The following is an 18,769-nucleotide window of genomic DNA, read 5'->3' as shown; positions in this document are numbered from 1 at the left end:
GTCACCATTTCTCCACAGAGGGGCGAAGATCGAGTTCATGGGTCCAGCCGTCGCGGCTTTGCTGATGGGCAAACCAATACGCTTCCGCAATCGAGGAGGTCTTGGTCAGGCTGTCGGGAGGGATTTCACTGGCCTCGATCCCCTTGGCTGCCTTCATGCGCTGATGAATGGCTTCGCTATCGACGCCGGCGTCGATGATGAGATGGACGACGTGAATGTTCTTGGGCCCGAGCTCGCGCGCCATGGCTTGGGCCAGCGCGCGAAGACCGAATTTTGCCGATGCGAACGCGGCAAACCCCTTGCTGCCGCGGATGCTTGCGGTCGCGCCGGTGAAAAAGATGGTGCCGCGTCCGCGCTGAAGCATGACGCGTGCGGCCTCACGTCCGACCAGGAAGCCCGCGTAGCACGCCAGCTCCCAGGCTTTGAAGAAGAGCTTCTCGGTGGTCTCCAGCAGGGGCTTGTTGACGTTCGATCCGGCATTGAACAGACAGATCTCGATCGGCCCGATGTCGCGTTCGACGTCCGCGAACAGCTTCTGCACCTCCGCTTCCTGGCGGGCATCGACGCTGAATGCGTGGATGTCGCAGCCTTTCGCCCTGAGCTCATCCACCAGCGCCTGGGACTTGGCTGCATCGCGCCTGCAGATGCAGACAGTGTAGCCGCCGTTAGCAAACCGCCGCGCAACGGCAGCGCCGATGGCATCACCCGCGCCGACCAGCATCGCGACCCCGCGACTTTCTCCCATGCTCGCCCCTCCCATAAGTTCTTATTTGATACGTTATGCGTAATGGCAGGAAGCTGCGTTGTAAACGGCGATCTCGCAGGTTGGCGATTATGGCAGTGAACTTGCCATTTCCTGATCCGGTTGTGAGAGCAAAATAGCAATTGACGAGTTCTAAAAAAGAACGCATGTTTCGACGCGAGGCGCATTGATGAGGAAGCGTCGATGTTCTTCAGGCGGGAGGTGGTTGGTCGTGGCGAAACTGTCGCAAGCGCTTGGCCTCGACGAGACTGCTGTCGGGTTGCGAGCCGCATCCATCGATCGGCCGGCCGCCAGGCTTCCAAACGCTTGGAGCGAACCACGCCGCTTGATGACTGCGCCTTTGCCCATGGTAACCTCACCAGCGTACTAGCGAGACGGGAGGGGACGAGCGCCTCGTCATCGGCCGCAAAATTGCGCTCCTCGTTCCAGGGCCACTAGAACAGCTTTGCGCACAGCGCGCCTAACCTAACCGGGAGAAGTTCCTTGAAAAAGAGAAATGCAACCGTCGCCGTGATCGGCGCGGGCGATTTCATCGGCGGCGAGATCGCCAAGAAATTTGCCTCCGAGGGCTTTACCGTCTTCGCGGGCCGCCGCAACGGCGACAAGCTGGCGCCGCTGGTCAAGGAGATCGAGGCCGCCGGCGGCGAGGTGCACGCACATTCACTCGACGCGCGCAAGGAGGAGGAGATCATCTCCTTCCTGAATGACGCTGACAAGCACGCGCCTCTGGATGTCTGCATCTTCAACATCGGCGCCAACGTCAACTTCCCAATTCTCGACACGACCGAGCGCGTGTTCCGCAAGGTCTGGGAGATGGCCTGCTACTCGGGCTTTCTCGCCGGGCGCGAAGCGGCCCGGCTGATGCTGCCGCGCGGCCAGGGCAACATTTTCTTCACCGGCGCGACTGCTTCCTTACGCGGTGGCAGCGGCTATGCCGCCTTTGCCAGCGCCAAATTCGGGCTGCGCGCTGTGGCGCAGGCGATGGCGCGCGAACTCGGCCCGAAGAATATCCATGTCGCCCACTTGATCATCGATTCCGGCGTGGATACCGAGTGGGTTCGGCAGCGTCGCCTGGAAGCACTCGGGCCCAATGCGCTTGACGATCCCGATGCACTGATGCCGCCGGCCTCGGTCGCGACGTCCTATTGGCAGCTCTATCAGCAGCCGAAGAGCGCATGGACCTTCGAGCTGGAAATCCGGCCCTTCGGTGAGAAGTGGTAGGACGCCTCGATGGAACTCGCACTGTCTCCTGAAGACGCCGCCTTCCGCGATGAGGTGCGCGCTTTCATCGCCGAGAACTATCCGAAGGAAATGCGGGTCCCCAATCCGGAGACCGACCTCACCAAAGAGCAATCGTTGCTCTGGCATCGCATTCTCTACAAAAAGGGCTGGATCGCGCCGCTCTGGCCCAGGGAATATGGCGGCCCCGGCTGGTCGATTACCCGACGTTTCATCTTCGAGCAGGAGACGAGCCGGGCCGGCACGCTGCCGCCGTTGGCATTCAGCGTCACCATGGTGGGGCCGGTCATCTACACTTTCGGCAACGACGCGCAAAAGCAGAAGTTCTTGCCGCGGATCCTGTCGGGTGAGGATTGGTGGTGCCAGGGCTATTCCGAGCCGGGCTCGGGTTCGGACCTCGCTACCGTCCGCACCAAGGCCGTTCGCGACGGCGACCACTACATCGTCAACGGCCACAAGACCTGGACGACGTTGGCGCAGCACGCCGACTGGATCTTCTGCCTGGTGCGCACAGATGCGAGCGCAAAGCCTCAGGCGAGCATCTCGTTCCTCCTGATCGACATGAAATCGCCCGGCGTCACGGTGCGTCCGATTATCACGATCGACGGATCGCATGAGGTCAACGACGTCTTCCTCGAGGACGTCCGCGTCCCCGTCGAGAATTTGATCGGCGAGGAGAACAAGGGCTGGACCTATGCAAAATTCCTGCTGGGCAATGAGCGCACCAGCATGGCCGGTATCGGGCGGTCGACGCGCTATCTCGACCGGCTGAAGAAGATCGTGAACGCGGAGATCACAGCGGACGACCCGGCCCATCTCGAATTCCGCAAGGAGATCGGTCGGATCGAGCTCGACGTGCTTGCGCTTGAGGCGACCGAGTTGCGCGTTGTTGCCCAGATGGCGCGCGGCATTGATCCGGGTCCTGCGGCCTCGCTGTTCAAGATCCGCGGCACCGAGATCTTTCAGGGGATCACCGAGCTGACGCACCGTGCCATCGGAAATTACGGGCTGGCGCTTCGCGAGCAGCCGCTGAGCGCAAACCAGTTCATGCCGGGTCCCGATTACGGTCATACCGCGACGGAGAAGTACCTGAACGCGCGCAAGCTCAGCATCTACGGCGGATCGAACGAGATCCAGCGCAACATCATCGCCAAAGCAGTGCTCGGTCTCTAGCAACAGGCGCGACAAGAGGATCGGATGGATATCCAGTTCACGGAAGAGCAGGAACTGTTGCGCTCCAGCGTACAGCGCATGCTGCGCGACCAATACAGCTTCGAGGCGCGCCGCAAGATCGTCACCGGCGAAGAGGGATGGAGTCGGAAGCAGTGGAACGGCTTTGCCGAGCTCGGCCTGCTTGCCGCGCCGTTCTCGGAGGAGAGCGGCGGGCTCGGCGGCGGCCCGCTCTCCACCATGATCGTTGCCCAGGAGTTCGGACGCCACCTCGTCGTGGAGCCGTACGTCGAAACGGTCGTTCTGGCCGGGGGCTTGATCGAGCATGCAGGGACAGATGAGCAGAAGCAGGCGTTGATTTCCGATATCATCGCCGGACAGAAGATCTGGGCGCTGGCCTGGACGGAAAAGGGCGCGCGTTTCGATCTTGCCAATGTCGCGACTGCGGCGCGGCGCGACGGCAAGGATTACATCCTCAGTGGTGAGAAGACCGCTGTCATCGCCGCGCCCTGGGCCGATTATCTCATCGTCTCCGCCCGGACTGCTGGCAAGCGCGACGATCGCGCCGGCGTCAGCCTGTTCGTCGTCGACGCCCGGGCGGCCAATCTCGATCTGCGCAGCTTCAAGACCATCGATGGCCGCCGTGCCGCGGAGATCGCCTTCCGCGATGTGCGCGGCGAGTTGCTCGGCAGCGAGGGCGAGGGCGTCGCCTTGTTGGAAGCCTGCCGTGACAGGGCCATTGGCGCGCTCTGTGCCGAGGCGGTCGGCGCCATGGCCGAACTGAACTCCGCAACTCTGGAATATTCCAAGACCCGAAAGCAATTCGGCGTCACCATCGGCAGCTTCCAGGTGCTGCAACACCGGATGGTCGACATGTTCATCGCTCATCAGGAGGCGCTCTCCCTGATGCAGCATCTCAGTCTCAGCCTGGGCGCCGGCGAGAGCGGCGTCTCCCGCCTAGCGTCCGGCGTCAAGTCGAAGATCGGCTATGCCGGCAGGTTCATCGCCGACCAGGCGGTGCAGCTCCATGGCGGCATGGGCATGACCGACGAATTGAATGTCGGCCATTACTTCAAACGAATCTCCTCCATCAACATCCAGTTTGGCGATCCCGCTCACCACTTGCTGCGTTATGTGCAGCTCGACGCGGCTGCGTAACAAAAGAGGCAAGCATGACGACAGAGGCAGTTATCGTTTCCACCGCCCGCACCGGTGTCAGCAAGGCCTATCGGGGTGCATTGAACAACACCGAGGGACCGAGCATGGCCGGTCATGTCATGGCTGAAGCGGTCAGGCGCGCAGGGATCGAACCCGGCGAGGTCGAGGACGTGGTGATGGGCTGCGCGATGCAACAGGGCACCATGGTGATGAACGTCGCACGCAAGGGGGCGATTCGTGCCGGCCTGCCGGTTACCGTCGCCGGCACCACGATCGATCGGCAGTGCGCCTCCGGCCTGCAGGCCATAGCGGTCGCGGCACGCTCGATCATGCTGGACGGCGTCGAGATCGCAATCGGAGGCGGCATCGAATCGATCAGCCTGGTGCAGAACGAGCACATGAACAGGTTCCACGCGGTCGACGACGAGCTGATGGCAATGAAGCCGGACATGTACATGTCGATGCTCGACACTGCGGAAGTCGTCGCCGAGCGTTACAAGATCGGCCGCGACCGGCAGGACGAATACAGTCTCGAATGTCAGCGCCGTATCGGTGCCGCGGTGCAGGCCGGCCGCTTCAATGATGAGATCGTCCCGATCACGACCAGGATGGCCGTCGTCAACAAGGACACCAAGGAGGTCACCTATCAGCAGGTGACGCTCTCGAAGGATGAAGGCCCGCGCCCCGAGACCACGGCGGAAGGCCTTGCGAAGATCAAGCCGGTGTTCGAGGGCAAGACCATCACGGCGGGCAACGCCAGCCAGCTCTCCGACGGCGCATCGGCCTGCGTGATCATGAGCGACAAGATCGCCGCCAAGAAGGGCCTGAATCCGCTCGGCATCTTCCGCGGCTTCGTCGCCGCCGGTGTCGAGCCGGACGAAATGGGCATCGGCCCGGTAGCGGCGATCCCGCGCCTTCTCAAGCGCCACGGCCTGAAGATCGATGACATCGATCTCTGGGAGCTCAATGAGGCCTATGCCGTCCAGGTGATCTACTGCCGCGACAAGCTCGGCATCGATCCGGACAAGCTCAATGTGAATGGCGGCTCGATCGCGATCGGTCATCCCTACGGCATGACCGGCAGCCGGCTCGCTGGCCACATCCTGATCGAGGGGCGGCGGCGCAGGGCGAAGTACGGCGTTGTGACCATGTGCATCGGCGGCGGCATGGGCGCGGCCGGCCTGTTCGAAATCGTCAACTAATCGGAAAGCGGAGAAGCGCACGTGAAGACAGCAATTACCGAACTGTTCGGCATCAAGCATCCGATCATCCAGGGCGGCATGCATTACGTCGGCTTTGCCGAGTTGGCAGCCGCGGTGTCGAACGCCGGCGGACTCGGCATCATTACGGGCCTGACCCAGCGGACGCCGGAGCTGCTGGCGAAGGAAATCGCGCGCTGCCGCGACATGACCGACAAGCCGTTCGGCGTCAACCTGACCTTCCTGCCGAGCTTCACCGCGCCGCCTTATCCGGAATACATCGCCGCCATCAAGGAAGGCGGCGTCAAGGCGGTGGAGACCGCCGGCCGCAGCCCCGAGCAGTACATGCCCGCACTGAAGGCGGCTGGCATCAAGGTGATCCACAAATGCACCTCGGTACGGCATTCGCTGAAAGCCGAGAAGATCGGTTGCGATGCCGTCAGCGTCGACGGTTTCGAATGCGGCGGCCATCCCGGCGAGGACGACATCCCGAACATGATCCTGCTGCCGCGCGCGGCGGATGAGCTGAGAATTCCGTTCGTGGCCTCGGGGGGCATGGCGGATGCGCGGAGCCTTGTTGCCGCGCTGTCGATGGGGGCCGCCGGGATGAACATGGGGACCCGCTTCGTCGCAACCAAGGAAGCGCCCGTCCATGCCAACGTGAAGCGGGCCCTGGTCGGAGCCACCGAGCTCGACACGGTGCTGGTGATGCGTGCGCTGCGCAACACCGAGCGCGTGCTGAAGAACAAGGGTGTCGATCAGCTGCTCGAAGTTGAGCGCGAGAAGGGCGCCAGCCTCAAGATCGAGGACATCCATGAGCAGGTGGCGGGCGTCTACCCCAAGGTGATGGTCGACGGCGATATGGACGCGGGCGCCTGGAGCTGCGGCATGGTGGTCGGACTGATCCACGACATCCCGACGGTGAAGGAGCTCATCGACCGCATCATGATGGAGGCCGAGCAGATCATCCGGGAGCGTCTGATCGGGTTCCTCGATGCTGCCGAGCACAGGCCGGCTGTCGCCCGGGCGATTGCATAAGGGCTTCCACGGTTGTGCTGCTACCGTATGTCTTGACGAGGTTGCGCACACATGATCGAGCGTGCGTTGATTACTATCGATCAGGCTCGACTGTCGGCAGCCTTGAAGGAGAATGTATGGATCCGGCCGACTTCCACTACTATGAGCCTTCGAAGGGTCACGGACTCCGGCACAATCCGTTCAACGCGATCGTCGCGCCGCGTCCGATTGGCTGGATTTCATCGCGGAATGCGGCCGGGCAGCTGAATCTTGCTCCGTACAGCTTCTTTAATGCGTTTCTCTACGACCCTCCAATAATCGGGTTCTCCTCTATTTCATGGAAGGACACCGTCAAAAACGTCAGCGAGACCCGGGAGTTTGTCTGGAATCTGGTTACGATGGATCTGGGCGAGCGCATGAACACGACTGCGGCGCCTCTCGATCACGGCGTGAGCGAGTTCGAAGCGGCAGGGCTTACGCCAGTACCCGGGCGACACGTCGCTGTGCCGCGGGTAGGCGAGAGCAGGGCGGCAATGGAATGCAAGGTCGTCGACGTCTCTCAGTTGGCGAATGCGCGCGGCGAGAAGGTAGAAGGGTGGTTCGTGCTCGGCGAGGTCGTCGCGGTATACATCGACAAGTCCTTGATCGAGGACGGCGTCTACAACACTGCACTTGCGCGTCCCATTCTGCGCGCCGGCCGTGGTGGAGATTACCTCGAGGTCAGGACGGAAAACATGTTTGAGATGAAGCGGCCGCCTGGCAGCAGCAAACCGGAATTCCACGGCACTTGATTGACGCCAATCAAGACCCCCGGCGCCGCGCGTACAGGCAAAGAGCCAGCAGCGAAAACGTGCTCAACACGATGCCTAGCGCCAACATCGCTTGATGCGACACCGTGGCGGCAAGCCATACTCCGATTGCGGCAGTCATCATTTGCGAGAAGCCGAGCAGCGCCGACGCCGCGCCGGCTTTCTCCCCGAATGGAGACAGCGCTCGCGCGGTGGCTAATGGACTGACAATGCCCATGCCGAGGAGAAATACGCTCATCGCGCCTAGAAATGGCAAGAAAGTCGGGTCGACCATCGAGATGAGCAGGATCGCAAGGCTGCTGGCGGCCGTCGCCCACAAGCCTGCCCGGATCGGGCCATCGAGCCCGTAGCGTGGTGCCAATCTCGTTGCGAGTATACCGGCGGCGAATACGATAAAGACGGTTCCGGCGAAGAAGAGACCGAGCTGGATTGGCGTGAAGCGCAGCGCTTCGATGAACAAGCGCGGTGCAGCCGAAAACATCGAGAACAACCCGCCCATGATTAGGCTTGAGGTCGCAGCTGGGATAGCGAAACGACGGTCGCCAATCAGGCCAGCATAGGTCTTTGCGATAGCGAGGGGATTGAGCGGCGTGCGGGTCGAATTGTGGGTTTCGCCAAGGACAATGCTGTAAGCAATTGCGCTAAAAGCGGCAAAGGCCGCGACCAGCACGAATTCGGAGCGCCAGCCAAAACTATGATCGAGTGCGCCACCAAGCAGGGCGAGAATCCAGGAGCTGCTGACATCACGATCATGATCAGCGCCATCGCGCGTGCCAGCGCCGCGCCACTGAACATGTCGCGGGCGATGGCGCGAGACAGCACGGATGTCGCGCAAGCGCCGGCAGCCTGCACGATGCGGCCGGCCAAGAGATTAGGTAAATCGTTGGCCAAACCGCACCAAATGCTGCCGCCAAAGAACACGGCAAATCCGATCAGGACCGGCCAGCGTCTTCCGTAGCGATCCGAAAGCGGTCCGACCAGAAGCTGGCCTACCCCAAACACTGCAAGAAACGCGGTGATGGCGGACGTGACCGCCGCACTCGTGACATTCAATGAGATCGCAATTTGAGGCAGCGAAGGCAGCAAAATGTTGGTCGCAAGCGTTCCCATGGCGGCCAGGAGGGAAAGGATTGCAATCGGCAGCGCGCCGGAGATATTAACACTCGGCGGCGCGGACTCGATTGCTTCGCACTGGTCAGCCATTTGATCTTTCGCGGTAATAGGGAATAGGCAGACAATGCGGCGAGCATCGCGGTTCGCTCTGCTCGCCGTGCCGTTCACAGAGATGGTCCGTCCTATCGGCGGACAATGCGCTCAACCGCGATGGCGGTAGCCTCACCGCCTCCGATGCAGAGTGCAGCCACCCCCCGCTTGAGGTTTTGGGCTTCGAGCGCATGCAATAGCGTCACGATCAATCGAGCGCCGGTGGCGCCGATGGGGTGACCGAGCGCACAGGCGCCGCCATTGACGTTCAGCTTCTCCCTGGGGATGCCGAGATCCTTCTGCGCCGCCATCGCCACCACGGCAAAGGCCTCGTTGATCTCGAACAGATCGACGTCGCCGACGCTCCAGCCGACCTTGTCCAACAGGTTGCGAATCGCCGGGATCGGCGCCGTGGTGAACCATTGCGGCTCCTGACTGTGGGTGGCGTGGCCCTTGATCTCGGCCAGCACAGGGAGGCCGTCGCGATCCGCCAGCGAGCGCTTTGCGAGAATGAGGGCTGCGGCACCGTCGGCATTGGCGGAGGAGGCGGCCGGCGTGATAGTGCCGTTGGCGCGGAACGCGGCTTTCAGCCCCGGGATCTTGGCGGGATCGACCTTTAGCGGGTGCTCGTCATTGGCGATGATCCGCGGCCCGGCCTTTTCGGACAGTGTAATTGGCACGATCTCGGCCTTAAACGCGCCGCCCTCGACCGCCTTGCGCGCGCGGGTCAACGTCTCGATCGCGTAGGCGTCCTGGTCCTTGCGGGTGAATTGATAGGCCTCCGCAGTCGCCTCGCCGAAATCGCCCATCGAGCGCCCGGTCTCATAGGCGTCCTCCAGCCCGTCCATGAGCATGTGATCGATGATCCGGTCGTGCCCAGCGCGATACCCACCCCTCGCTTTCGCCAGCAGATAGGGAGCATTGCTCATGCTCTCCATTCCTCCGGACAACACGATCTCCGCTGATCTCGCGTTGATGATATCGTGCGCGAGCATAGTCGCCTTCATGCCGGAACCGCAGACCTTGTTAACGGTCGTAGCGCCAGTGGCGTCAGGCAGCTTGGCGCCGCGGGCGGCTTGGCGTGCCGGAGCCTGGCCCTGGCCGGCCGGCAGCACATTGCCCATAAATACTTCGTCGATCCTTTCAGGCGCGAGCTTCGCCCGCTCCAGCGCCGCGCCAATCACGTGAGCGCCGAGCTTGTGGGCGCTCACGGACGACAACTCGCCCATGAACCGCCCAAGTGGCGTGCGAGCGGCGGAAACAATGACGACGGGATCGGAAACGGCGGCCATCGCGAACTCTCCTGCTGATATCTGTTGTTATATGATGATAGTCATATAAGATGGTGGGCATTGCAATGAAATCCTGCCGCAGGCTTCAAGGAAGCGCGGTTCCAGAATTGTTCCGGGGGCGAGTACGGTTGCACAGCCGGTCCTCTTGGGAGCTTGCAACGGAGTGGCGATGCGCTACGGAGAAAACCACAGGCGTCGGACTCACCGTCGGATAGTCGAAAATGCCTCTTACGGTTTGCGCCAGAAGGGCGCCAAAGGGCTTAGCGTCATCGATTTGATGAAGCTTGCGGGTCTGACGCATGGCGGCTTCTACAATCATTTCGAGTCGCGTGAGGCGCTTGTTGGCGAGGCGATCGCCTTTGCAATGGACCAAACGACCGAGCGCTGGAAAAAGCTGACGCACGACACGGCCAACGGCGAACGCTTCGAGACCTTGATTGCCGACTATCTGAGTCCGCGGCATCGAGACAATCCCAAACATGGTTGCGCCCTTCCAACCCTGGCTGTCGATATCGCTCGATCGGGCTCGAGCGAGCAGCAGGCGTTTGCCGACAAGCTGGAGAAGATGATCGACGTCTTTGTCGAACTGCTTCCCGATCAGCCGCCTCGACAGGCCCGCCAAATCGCGACCGGCGCTATCGCAACGTTGGTTGGATCAATCGTGCTGTCGCGTGCTGTTGGTGCTGGGAAGCTTTCCGACGGAATTCTCGCTGCGGGACGCATGACTGCCAGTGGCCGGACTCAAAAGCCTCGGCGTCGGGCGACAACGACGATGCGCTGCGACAAATAACAATACCAGGGAGGTCACGATGACGGCCGGCAAGTGGCTCAAAACAGCCTGCAACCTGTGTTACATCAATTGCGGGATCGAGGTGTTCGTGAACAACGAGCGCCTCGAGAAAGTGCGAGGCGACCGTTCGAGCCCGAAATCACAGGGCTATCTCTGCAACAAGGCGACCCGGATTCCCTATTATGCCCATCACAAGGATCGGCTGACCAAGCCGTTACGTCGGCGCGCGGACGGAGGCTTCGACGAAATCGAGTGGGACGTGGCGATCGCGGAAATCGCGGCGCGGCTGCGCGAGATCGTGGACAAGCATGGCGGAAAGACTATTGCCCTTTACGGCGGTGGCGGGCAGGGCAACCACGCCGGCGGCGCCTATGCCAGCGGATTATTGCGCGCGCTGGGTTCGCGCAGCGTGTTCAACGCCCTTTCGCAGGAGAAGACCGGCGACTTCTGGGTCAATGGCCACATGTTCGGCAGCCAGACGTGTCACACCGCCGAGGATGTCCATCATTGCGATCTTCTGCTTGTCATCGGTGCAAATCCGTGGATCGCCCACGGCTTCCCCAATGCGCGCGATCATCTCAATCAAATTCGCAAGGATCCCGAACGCAAGCTGATCGTCATTGATCCCCGGCGAACCGAAACCGCGGAAATGGCGGATCTGCATCTCGCGGTCCGCCCCGGCACCGACTCGTTTCTCCTTGGCGCATTGCTGGCAACGCTAATCCGTTCCGACAGGATCGACCATGCCTTCATTCAGGAGCACACGATCGGCTTCGCGGACGTGAAGCAGGCGCTGCTGAACATCCCTGTCGAAGAATGGGCCGCCGCTGCCGATATCTCGATTGCGGATCTGGAGCGTTGCGCCGCGATGATTGCGGCCGCGAAGGCCATGGTGGTGCGGGTCGAGCTCGGCATTCAGCAAGGCATCAACTCGACACTCAACTCCTATCTCGAGAAGCTCTTGATCATGCTTTCCGGAAATTTCGGCCGAAAAGGTACAAACCATTTGCATAGCTGGCTTCAACCTCTGTGGGGCAATTCACCGAACCAGACGTTCGCGCCGACTGGCGACGCGATTATTGGGGGCCTGTTGCCTCCCAACATCTTCCCTGAAGCGGTGCTCAATGACCATCCCGACCGGTTGTGTTGCGTCTGGATCGACAGTTCCAACCCTGCCAATACGGCGGCAAACACCGAGGCGGTAGAACGTGCGTTACGCTCGCTCGACCTATGCGTCGTGGTCGACGTTGCGATGACCGAAACCGCGCGGCTCGCGCACTACGTTCTCCCGGCGTCTTCGCAATTTGAGAAGACAGAGTTTACCCTGTTCAACTTCGAGTTTCCGACGAACTATTTCCAGGTTCGTGCGGCTGCCTTGCCGCCGCTTGCCGGCACCTTGCCGGAGCCTGAGATCTACACGCGGCTGGCCGTCGCCCTGGGGCTTCTGCCGGGCGATAATGTGCTCGCGCCGCTGCGCGAGATAGCACGGCGCTCGCGACCGGAATTCGCCGCGGCCTTTCGTGCTTTCATCGGGGAAAACCCTGCGGCAGTGCCTGCCCTTGTGCTCTACCATACGCTGGGGCAGACGCTTCCGGATGGTACGGCGGCCGCGGCGCCTATGTGGAGCGCGGCACTGGCTTGCGCGAAACGAACACCGCAAGCGGTGCGGCGGGCGATCGGCGCATCGGACGACGTGGCGGATGATCAGCTCGGCGACCTCCTGTTCGATACGATCGTGTCCGCCCGGCAGGGCACGGCCATTACACGCCACGACTATGACGAGGTCTGGTCATTGATCGGCCATTCGGATCGCAAGGTCCGGCTGGTCGTCCCGCAGATGTTGGAATGGTTGGCGCGTCTCGATCCGCAAGCCGCGGGCGCGCCAAAGGAGTTCCCGTTCATGCTGGCGGCTGGTGGCCGCCGTATGTTCAATGCCAACCAGATCTTTCGCGATCCCGCGTGGCGTCGCGAAGATCCGGACGGCGCCTTGTTGATCAATTCGAGCGACTTGAGCGAGTTGGGCGCGAAGGATGGCGACTGGGTCGCCGTTGAGTCGATGGTCGGGCGGCTCGTGGTGCGCTGTAAGGTCGACGACGGCATGCGGAATGGGCAGCTCGCGCTCCCGCACGGCTACGGTCAGGCGTACCCCGCGTCCGACGGAGAGCGACTGATCAACGGGCCACGTATCAATCTGCTCACAGAGAGTGGTAACCGCGATCCCATTGCCGGTACGCCCTACCACAAGAATGTTGCGGTTCGTCTGGCCCTGGTGTCTGCGCAGGAAGCGGCCGCCTATCAGTCGCAGTCCGAGCGAATTCATATGAGAGCAGCCGCACAATAGCTCGAAGGGAGCGTCAAATGACCGAGAAACCGATCGCGATCGTGACGGGGGTGGGGCCCGGCACGGGAGCTGCCATCGTCAGGCGCTTCTCCGCTGGCGGGTTCCGTGTCATGGCGCTCGCTCGATCAGCGGAGCTCATCAATCGCCTTGCGCAAGAGCTCCCGGACGTGCACGCGGTGACCTGCGACGTCTCAGATGAGGGCCAAGTGCATGCCGCGGTCTGCGATATAAAGCACCGCTTTGGCGCGGCCGAGGTTCTCATTCACAACGCAGTAGGAGGCGGCTGGGGCAGTTTTCGCGAGATCGATCCGAAGATGCTCAAGGGCAATTTCGAGGTCAACGTAATGGGCTTGTTGTACCTCGCGCGCGAAGTGGCTCCTGACATGATCGACCGAGGCAAGGGCGCTATCCTGGTGACCGGAAACACGTCGTCGATCCGGGGCAAAGCCAATTTCGCCGGCTTCGCGCCGACAAAGGCGGCGCAGCGCATTCTGGCTGAATCGATTGCGCGTGAGGTGGGACCTCTCGGCGTCCACGTCTTTTATGTCCTCATCGACGCCGTGATCGACACCCCTCGTATGCGCGCGCGGATGAGCGACAAACCAGATGAAGTTTTCATCAGGCCTGAAGCGATCGCTGAAGAACTATTTCATCTCTACGGTCAGGGCCGATCGGCCTGGTCGTTTCTTACCGAGCTGCGGCCATTCCGCGAAAATTGGTAGTCCCTGGCTGACGCGAGAACGATCACCCGTAGTGCGCGCTTCGTCATTTGGAGAGCTCTGCGCGAAACTTGAAAGGACATGACATGGCGGATGAATCAATCTCAATCGATACCGGAACGGACGAACTGCTGTGTGTGATTCGGGACCGCGTCGCCGTGATCACTTTGAACCGACCGGCGGCACGAAATTCGCTGTCCGATCATCTCACGCCGGCGTTGCGTCGGATGATCAAGCGCAACGGTGACGATCCGGACGTCGGAGCATTGCTGATTACCGGCGCGGGTACCGCCTTCTGTTCGGGCGGCGACGTCAAAGGGATGGGCAGCAACACTGCAGCACCGGCCATGTCAGTCAGCGAGAAGGTCGAGCGATTAAGGGATCGTCAGCGAACCCTCACCGGCGTACTTGTCTCGGTGCGCAAGCCCACCATCGCGGCTTTGCCGGGAGCGGCGGCTGGCGCCGGACTTGCCATCGCGCTCGCTTGTGACATTCGTATTGCAGCCGAATCCGCCATCATGACGACTGGGTACGCCAAGATTGCGCTGACCGGCGATTACGGCATTTCGTGGCTATTGACCCGGTTGGCCGGAACGTCGCGTGCTCGCGAACTCATGTATTTGTCCGAACGGCTCGATGCACGCCGTTGTGAGGCACTGGGGCTGGTAAATCGCGTGGTGTCCGATTCTGAACTGCAACAGGAAGCATTTGCAGTGGCAAGGATGTTGGCGAACGGTCCGGGGAGCGCATTTGCCTCTATCAAGGATAATCTGGATCTTGCGCTGTCGGCTGATTTCCTGACGTCATTGGATCAGGAGGCCGAGCGGATGGTACTTGCGGCAGGGACTACGCAACACGCCGAAGCCGTGCGAGCTTTCATTGAGAAACGTTCTCCCAGTTACAGGTGAAACCCGCTGAGTGAATTGCGATGCCGGGCGCGAAGGACAATGTCGTCACTGCAGTGAAGCAATAGGTCACCAAACGCATCGGAGGCAGTAACATGACTCAATCCAACCGCGACACCCAGACTTCCGCCCAGCTTGTTGCTCTCATTGTCGGCGGCGGCCCGGGTATCAGCTCGAGTTGCGCCAGGCTGTTCGCGGAAAGCGGCATGCGTGTCGGTGTTGCAGCCAGGAATCCCGAAAAAGCGGTGCTTGAAACTCTCGAGAAGACGTCTGGCGTGCGCCGGTACGCCTGCGATGCAAGCGAACCGGCAGCCGTGGCACGGCTGTTCGATAATGTCGTTCAAGACATCGGAACGCCAAGGCTTGTCGTTCACAACATCGACGGCCGGGTTCCCGGCATTTTCCGCAAGAACGTGATCGAAGCCGACCCGGTCATGGTGCTCGCAACCCTTCGAAACGCGGCGTTCAGCGCGTTTTTGGTCGGTCAACAAGCAGCTCGGCTCATGCTCGGAAATGAACCCGACGGCAACGGCGCGAGAGGAACGATCATCTTCACGAACGCCAGCGCGGCGCTCAAGGGCTTCCCCTCAAGTGGCGCGTTTGCAATGGCATGTCATGCCAAGTCCGCACTCGCGCAAAGCATGGCAAGAGAACTGATGCCGCAGGGCGTCCACATAGCGAGTGTGCCGATCGACGCCGCGATCGGCTGGACCCAGGAGGACGGCACTCGCGCGCATCGGCTGGCAGGGACGACTGTCGAGGACAATATGGCCGACCCCGACCACATCGCGAAAACCTATCTGCAGCTTCATCGGCAGCATCGGTCGACCTGGGCGTTCGAAGTCGTGCTCCGGCCGTGGGTCGAGAAATGGTGAGTCTGGAGGCGCGAACTCTCAACCCGACGAACGCATGCCAAGTCCCGACAGAAGCTTCTCAAACCTGAGCGGTAGCGCAAGCGTTGGAACCAGGATCAGCAGACTCCGAGCACTGATCACCGCAGCTCCGTTCGAACGGGCACTCTGCTCTTTCGAGCCGGTGCCACCTTGCGGATTCACCGAACGATCTCCGCCGAGAGATAAAAATTCCAAATAGGAATTATGGCATTGCACCAACAGAACTGGTATCTGAGGCGTGTTGCACAGTCGTTCGTGTTGACAGTTCTGTTTTGGAACGATTTACTGATCGGCAGATGGAGTGACAGTGCGGACCCTCCCGTTCGAAGCGGGCCGCTCTGCGCTCTCAAAAACACAGCACCAGGGAGGACGGCATGAGGAGCGTGGACGATATCACTGCGGCCGAGTTGCTGGATGGACTGCCGTCCAGGGTACACGAGGTCTACGCGCCCTTCGTGCGGGACATCCCGGATCATCCGGCCTTCGTGGAAGGCGGGCGTTCGTGGAGTTACCGCCAGTTCTCGGAAGCCGTCGACGCTGCGGCGAACGATCTTTCCGGTTTGGGGATCAGGCCCGGCGATCGCGTGATGATTGCGAGCGAGAACAGCGTGGCTCTGGGCGCGATGCTCTTTGCGACCAGCAAGCTCGATGCGTGGGGCATCGCGGTCAATCCCCGCCTCTCGGCCCGGGAGATCGACCAGATCGGCACGCACAGCGGCGCCAGGCGCGTGCTGTTCAACGCGGCGCTCTCGAAGGAAGCCGCCAATCACGCCAGCCGCATCGGGGCCAAGATCAGCGCCGTGGGGCCGTTTGGCGGAATTGGCATCGGTCCTCTCAATGCCGATGCGAAGCCGGAGCCGGTCGAGAAGGATGGCGCGCGGCAGATTGCGGGTCTTCTTTACACATCGGGCACGACCGGTGCCCCGAAGGGAGTCATGTTGAGCCACCGCAACCTCCTCTTCACCGGGAGGCTTTCGGGGCTGCTGCGCAAGAACGATCCGGCCGACCGCATCTATGGTGTGCTGCCAATGTCCCACATCGTCGGCTATTCGATTCTGCTGATTGCAACGCTGATGCATGGCAGCACCCTGCACGTCGTAGCCAAGGCCGACCCGGCTGCGCTGGCACATGCCATAGCCGAGGAGGGTATTACGAGCCTGTTCGGCGTGCCCGCCACATATCAGCGTTTGCTAGAATACAAGGCTGTCAAGTGTATCCAACGGCTCGAACGGGGCAGGTTGCGGCTCATGTCGGTCGCCGGCGCTCCCCTCGACCTCGATCTGAAAAAGCGGATCGAGGACGAGTTTGGAATCCCGCTCTTGAACAATTACGGCATCACCGAATGCTCTCCGGGCTTGTCGGGTGTCCGTTCAGAGCATCCTGTCACAGACGAGTCAGTTGGCCCCTTTCTTCCCGGTATCGAGCACCGGATCGTGGACATGCAAGGCAACAAAGTCGCGACCGGTGAGGTCGGCGAATTGCACGTCCGGGGCCCCAATGTAATGCTCGGCTACTATCGCGCTCCGGAATTGACGGCGGCCGCGATCGACCACCAGGGATGGTTCAACACGGGGGACCTCGCCCGGGTCAACGGCGAGGGGCATCTGTATATCGCCGGCCGCACCAAGGAACTGATCATCCGCTCCGGCTTCAACGTTTACCCCGCCGAGGTGGAGGCTGTGCTGAACTCGCACGACAAGGTTGTGCAATCGGCCGTCGTTGGACGATCGGTCGACGGCAACGAGGAGGTCGTCGCGTTCGTGCAGCTTCTTCCCGGCGCACGCCTCAGCGCCGAGGACCTGAAGTCGTACTCGGCTCAACAGCTCGCATCGTACAAGCGTCCGACCGAGGTGATCGTGCTCGAGGCTCTGCCATCGGCCTCCACCGGCAAGATACTCAAACACAAATTGCGCGAGATGGCGACCGCGCCGGCGGTCGCAACCAGGTCCGATGTGGCGGCTGCGGTCTGACGCATGCAGGGAAGATAACCAGGGCGTTCAGAACAAGCTTGGATCGCTGGGAGAAGAAATCGAGAAGCGGCGCGAGCCGTCGCCGGGAGGAGAGATGTCGATGTTTGGGAAGATCATCATTGCGACTGCGCTCGCGGTATCTGTAGGGGGCGCGTCGGCTCGTGCGGAAACGCCGGGGGTCACCGAATCCGAGGTGAAGATAGGGGCGACCTTTCCGTTTAGCGGCCCCGCCTCCCCGCTCGGCAACACCGGAAAGGGCATGATCGCCTACGTCAATTCGCTCAACGAGCGTGGCGGCATCAACGGACGGAAAATCAATCTCGCACCTACGATGATGGTTACAGCCCTCCCAAGACGGTAGAGCAGACCAGAAAACTCATCGAGAGCGATGAGGTTGCCTTCCTGTTCGGTCCGTTGGGCACGCCCGGCATCAGCGCCACCATCAGGTACGTCAACGCGAAGAAAGTACCCCATCTGTTTGTCGTGAGCGGAGTCACCAAATTCACGAATTTCGCTGAATTTCCGATGACCACGACTGGATTGCCGAGCTACGACACCGAGGGACGGATCTACGCGAAGTACATCACCCAGACCCGTCCGGACGCGAAGATTGCCATCCTGTATCAGAACGACGATTTGGGTAAGGACTTCGTCAACGCATTCAAGGGCTACCTGAAGGACGATTTCGACAAGAAAGTCGTCGTGTCCTCCTACGAGGTGACCGAGCCGACCATTGATTCTCACGTCGTGTCGCTGAAGTCGTCAGGCGCAGAGGCCTTTTTGGTGGCCGGCACGCCAAAATTCGCAGCGCAGGCCATCAAGAAAGTCGACGAGATCGGTTGGAAGCCGCTGTTCCTGATCAATCTCGTTTCGAGCTCCGTGTCGTCGACCATCGTCCCGGCGGGACCGGAGAAGGCCATAGGCATAGTCGCTGCGACCATCTTCAAGGACCCGAATGACAAGAAGTGGGCCGACGATCCCGGCATGAAGTGGTACCGCGACTTCTTTGCCAAATACCTGCCGGGCGCCGATATTGGCGATAACAATTATCTGTTTGGTACCCAGCAGGGACAGATCCTGGAGCAGGTGCTCAAGCAGTGCGGCAACGATCTCTCACGCGAGAATATCGTCAAGCAATCGCGGAGCATACGCGGGCTGTCGCTTCCCACTCTCATGCCGGGCGCTACGATCAACACGGGCCCGGAAAGCAGCATGGCGTACACTCAGCTGCAACTGCAGCGTTGGAATGGCACCACGTGGGAGCAATTCGGTAACGTACTCAGCGCCGAGACCAAGTGAAT

General features: G+C 61.2%; 14 protein-coding genes and 2 pseudogenes. 13 read left to right on the top strand and 3 right to left on the bottom strand.

All coding sequences use genetic code 11. The features are described from left to right. Position 1: 1 nt before the first annotated feature. Positions 2-745, bottom strand: coding sequence for an SDR family NAD(P)-dependent oxidoreductase (locus tag GWG67_RS06265; protein WP_275168247.1), 744 nt, complete (start codon positions 743-745; stop codon positions 2-4). 501 nt (positions 746-1,246) lie between these two features. On the opposite strand from GWG67_RS06265, the gene GWG67_RS06260 reads away from it, so the two are divergent. The 6 genes from GWG67_RS06260 to GWG67_RS06235 all read left to right on the top strand — a co-directional run bounded on the left by GWG67_RS06260 (position 1,247) and on the right by GWG67_RS06235 (position 7,337). After that, entirely contained in the window at positions 1,247-1,984 is a 738-nt protein-coding gene (locus GWG67_RS06260) for an SDR family oxidoreductase (protein WP_275168246.1), read from the top strand. A 9-nt stretch (positions 1,985-1,993) separates the two neighbouring features. After that, entirely contained in the window at positions 1,994-3,175 is a 1,182-nt protein-coding gene (locus GWG67_RS06255) for an acyl-CoA dehydrogenase family protein (RefSeq protein WP_275168245.1), read from the top strand. Between the two features lie 24 nt (positions 3,176-3,199). Then, the gene (locus GWG67_RS06250) at positions 3,200-4,330 is read left to right on the top strand and encodes an acyl-CoA dehydrogenase family protein (protein WP_275168244.1); all 1,131 of its coding nucleotides are present in this window, start codon (positions 3,200-3,202) and stop codon (positions 4,328-4,330) included. Positions 4,331-4,344: 14 nt separating this feature from the next. Beyond that, complete coding sequence (locus GWG67_RS06245) at positions 4,345-5,532, top strand: acetyl-CoA C-acyltransferase (protein WP_275168243.1); 1,188 nt, start codon at positions 4,345-4,347, stop codon at positions 5,530-5,532. Positions 5,533-5,553: 21 nt separating this feature from the next. Then, the gene (locus GWG67_RS06240; protein WP_275168242.1) at positions 5,554-6,567 is read left to right on the top strand and encodes a nitronate monooxygenase family protein; all 1,014 of its coding nucleotides are present in this window, start codon (positions 5,554-5,556) and stop codon (positions 6,565-6,567) included. A gap of 116 nt (positions 6,568-6,683) precedes the next feature. Then, positions 6,684-7,337, top strand: coding sequence for a flavin reductase family protein (locus GWG67_RS06235; protein WP_275168241.1), 654 nt, complete (start codon positions 6,684-6,686; stop codon positions 7,335-7,337). A gap of 10 nt (positions 7,338-7,347) precedes the next feature. Here GWG67_RS06235 and GWG67_RS06230 read toward each other — a convergent pair. Next, positions 7,348-8,465: pseudogene (locus tag GWG67_RS06230) on the bottom strand (multidrug effflux MFS transporter). 185 nt (positions 8,466-8,650) lie between these two features. After that, entirely contained in the window at positions 8,651-9,850 is a 1,200-nt protein-coding gene (locus GWG67_RS06225; RefSeq protein ID WP_275168240.1) for an acetyl-CoA C-acyltransferase, read from the bottom strand. Positions 9,851-10,019: 169 nt separating this feature from the next. Between GWG67_RS06225 and GWG67_RS06220 the strand changes: the two genes are divergently transcribed. From GWG67_RS06220 to GWG67_RS06190, 7 genes and pseudogenes are all read left to right on the top strand, one after another. Beyond that, positions 10,020-10,640 (top strand): TetR/AcrR family transcriptional regulator, encoded by a 621-nt coding sequence (locus GWG67_RS06220; protein ID WP_275168409.1) that lies wholly within the window; start codon positions 10,020-10,022, stop codon positions 10,638-10,640. A gap of 19 nt (positions 10,641-10,659) precedes the next feature. Continuing rightward, positions 10,660-12,981 (top strand): molybdopterin-dependent oxidoreductase, encoded by a 2,322-nt coding sequence (locus GWG67_RS06215; protein WP_275168239.1) that lies wholly within the window; start codon positions 10,660-10,662, stop codon positions 12,979-12,981. Between the two features lie 17 nt (positions 12,982-12,998). Further along, on the top strand, positions 12,999-13,703 hold the full coding sequence (locus GWG67_RS06210; RefSeq protein WP_275168238.1) for an SDR family NAD(P)-dependent oxidoreductase: 705 nt from the start codon (positions 12,999-13,001) through the stop codon (positions 13,701-13,703). 83 nt (positions 13,704-13,786) lie between these two features. Continuing rightward, positions 13,787-14,608 (top strand): enoyl-CoA hydratase-related protein, encoded by an 822-nt coding sequence (locus GWG67_RS06205; RefSeq protein WP_275168237.1) that lies wholly within the window; start codon positions 13,787-13,789, stop codon positions 14,606-14,608. 92 nt (positions 14,609-14,700) lie between these two features. Beyond that, on the top strand, positions 14,701-15,480 hold the full coding sequence (locus tag GWG67_RS06200) for an SDR family oxidoreductase (RefSeq protein WP_275168236.1): 780 nt from the start codon (positions 14,701-14,703) through the stop codon (positions 15,478-15,480). 392 nt (positions 15,481-15,872) lie between these two features. Beyond that, positions 15,873-17,468, top strand: a complete 1,596-nt coding sequence (locus tag GWG67_RS06195) for a class I adenylate-forming enzyme family protein (protein WP_275168235.1) — start codon at positions 15,873-15,875, stop codon at positions 17,466-17,468. A 100-nt stretch (positions 17,469-17,568) separates the two neighbouring features. After that, a pseudogene (locus tag GWG67_RS06190) lies at positions 17,569-18,767 on the top strand (ABC transporter substrate-binding protein). Positions 18,768-18,769 lie beyond the last annotated feature (2 nt).

The sequence above is a fragment of the Bradyrhizobium sp. CSS354 genome, assembly GCF_029051725.1.
Classification (GTDB): domain Bacteria; phylum Pseudomonadota; class Alphaproteobacteria; order Rhizobiales; family Xanthobacteraceae; genus Bradyrhizobium.
This window is presented reverse-complemented; position numbering and strand designations above follow the sequence as displayed.

What these genes read in the sequence shown, in the direction of transcription:
- GWG67_RS06225 (WP_275168240.1), bottom strand. Translation starts at nt 9,850, where the DNA reads ATGGCCGCCGTTTCCGATCCCGTCGTCATTGTTTCCGCCGCTCGCACG.
- GWG67_RS06200 (WP_275168236.1), top strand. Translation starts at nt 14,701, where the DNA reads ATGACTCAATCCAACCGCGACACCCAGACTTCCGCCCAGCTTGTTGCT.
- GWG67_RS06215 (WP_275168239.1), top strand. Translation starts at nt 10,660, where the DNA reads ATGACGGCCGGCAAGTGGCTCAAAACAGCCTGCAACCTGTGTTACATC.
- GWG67_RS06195 (WP_275168235.1), top strand. Translation starts at nt 15,873, where the DNA reads ATGAGGAGCGTGGACGATATCACTGCGGCCGAGTTGCTGGATGGACTG.
- GWG67_RS06205 (WP_275168237.1), top strand. Translation starts at nt 13,787, where the DNA reads ATGGCGGATGAATCAATCTCAATCGATACCGGAACGGACGAACTGCTG.
- GWG67_RS06235 (WP_275168241.1), top strand. Translation starts at nt 6,684, where the DNA reads ATGGATCCGGCCGACTTCCACTACTATGAGCCTTCGAAGGGTCACGGA.
- GWG67_RS06210 (WP_275168238.1), top strand. Translation starts at nt 12,999, where the DNA reads ATGACCGAGAAACCGATCGCGATCGTGACGGGGGTGGGGCCCGGCACG.
- GWG67_RS06245 (WP_275168243.1), top strand. Translation starts at nt 4,345, where the DNA reads ATGACGACAGAGGCAGTTATCGTTTCCACCGCCCGCACCGGTGTCAGC.
- GWG67_RS06265 (WP_275168247.1), bottom strand. Translation starts at nt 745, where the DNA reads ATGGGAGAAAGTCGCGGGGTCGCGATGCTGGTCGGCGCGGGTGATGCC.
- GWG67_RS06250 (WP_275168244.1), top strand. Translation starts at nt 3,200, where the DNA reads ATGGATATCCAGTTCACGGAAGAGCAGGAACTGTTGCGCTCCAGCGTA.
- GWG67_RS06220 (WP_275168409.1), top strand. Translation starts at nt 10,020, where the DNA reads ATGCGCTACGGAGAAAACCACAGGCGTCGGACTCACCGTCGGATAGTC.
- GWG67_RS06255 (WP_275168245.1), top strand. Translation starts at nt 1,994, where the DNA reads ATGGAACTCGCACTGTCTCCTGAAGACGCCGCCTTCCGCGATGAGGTG.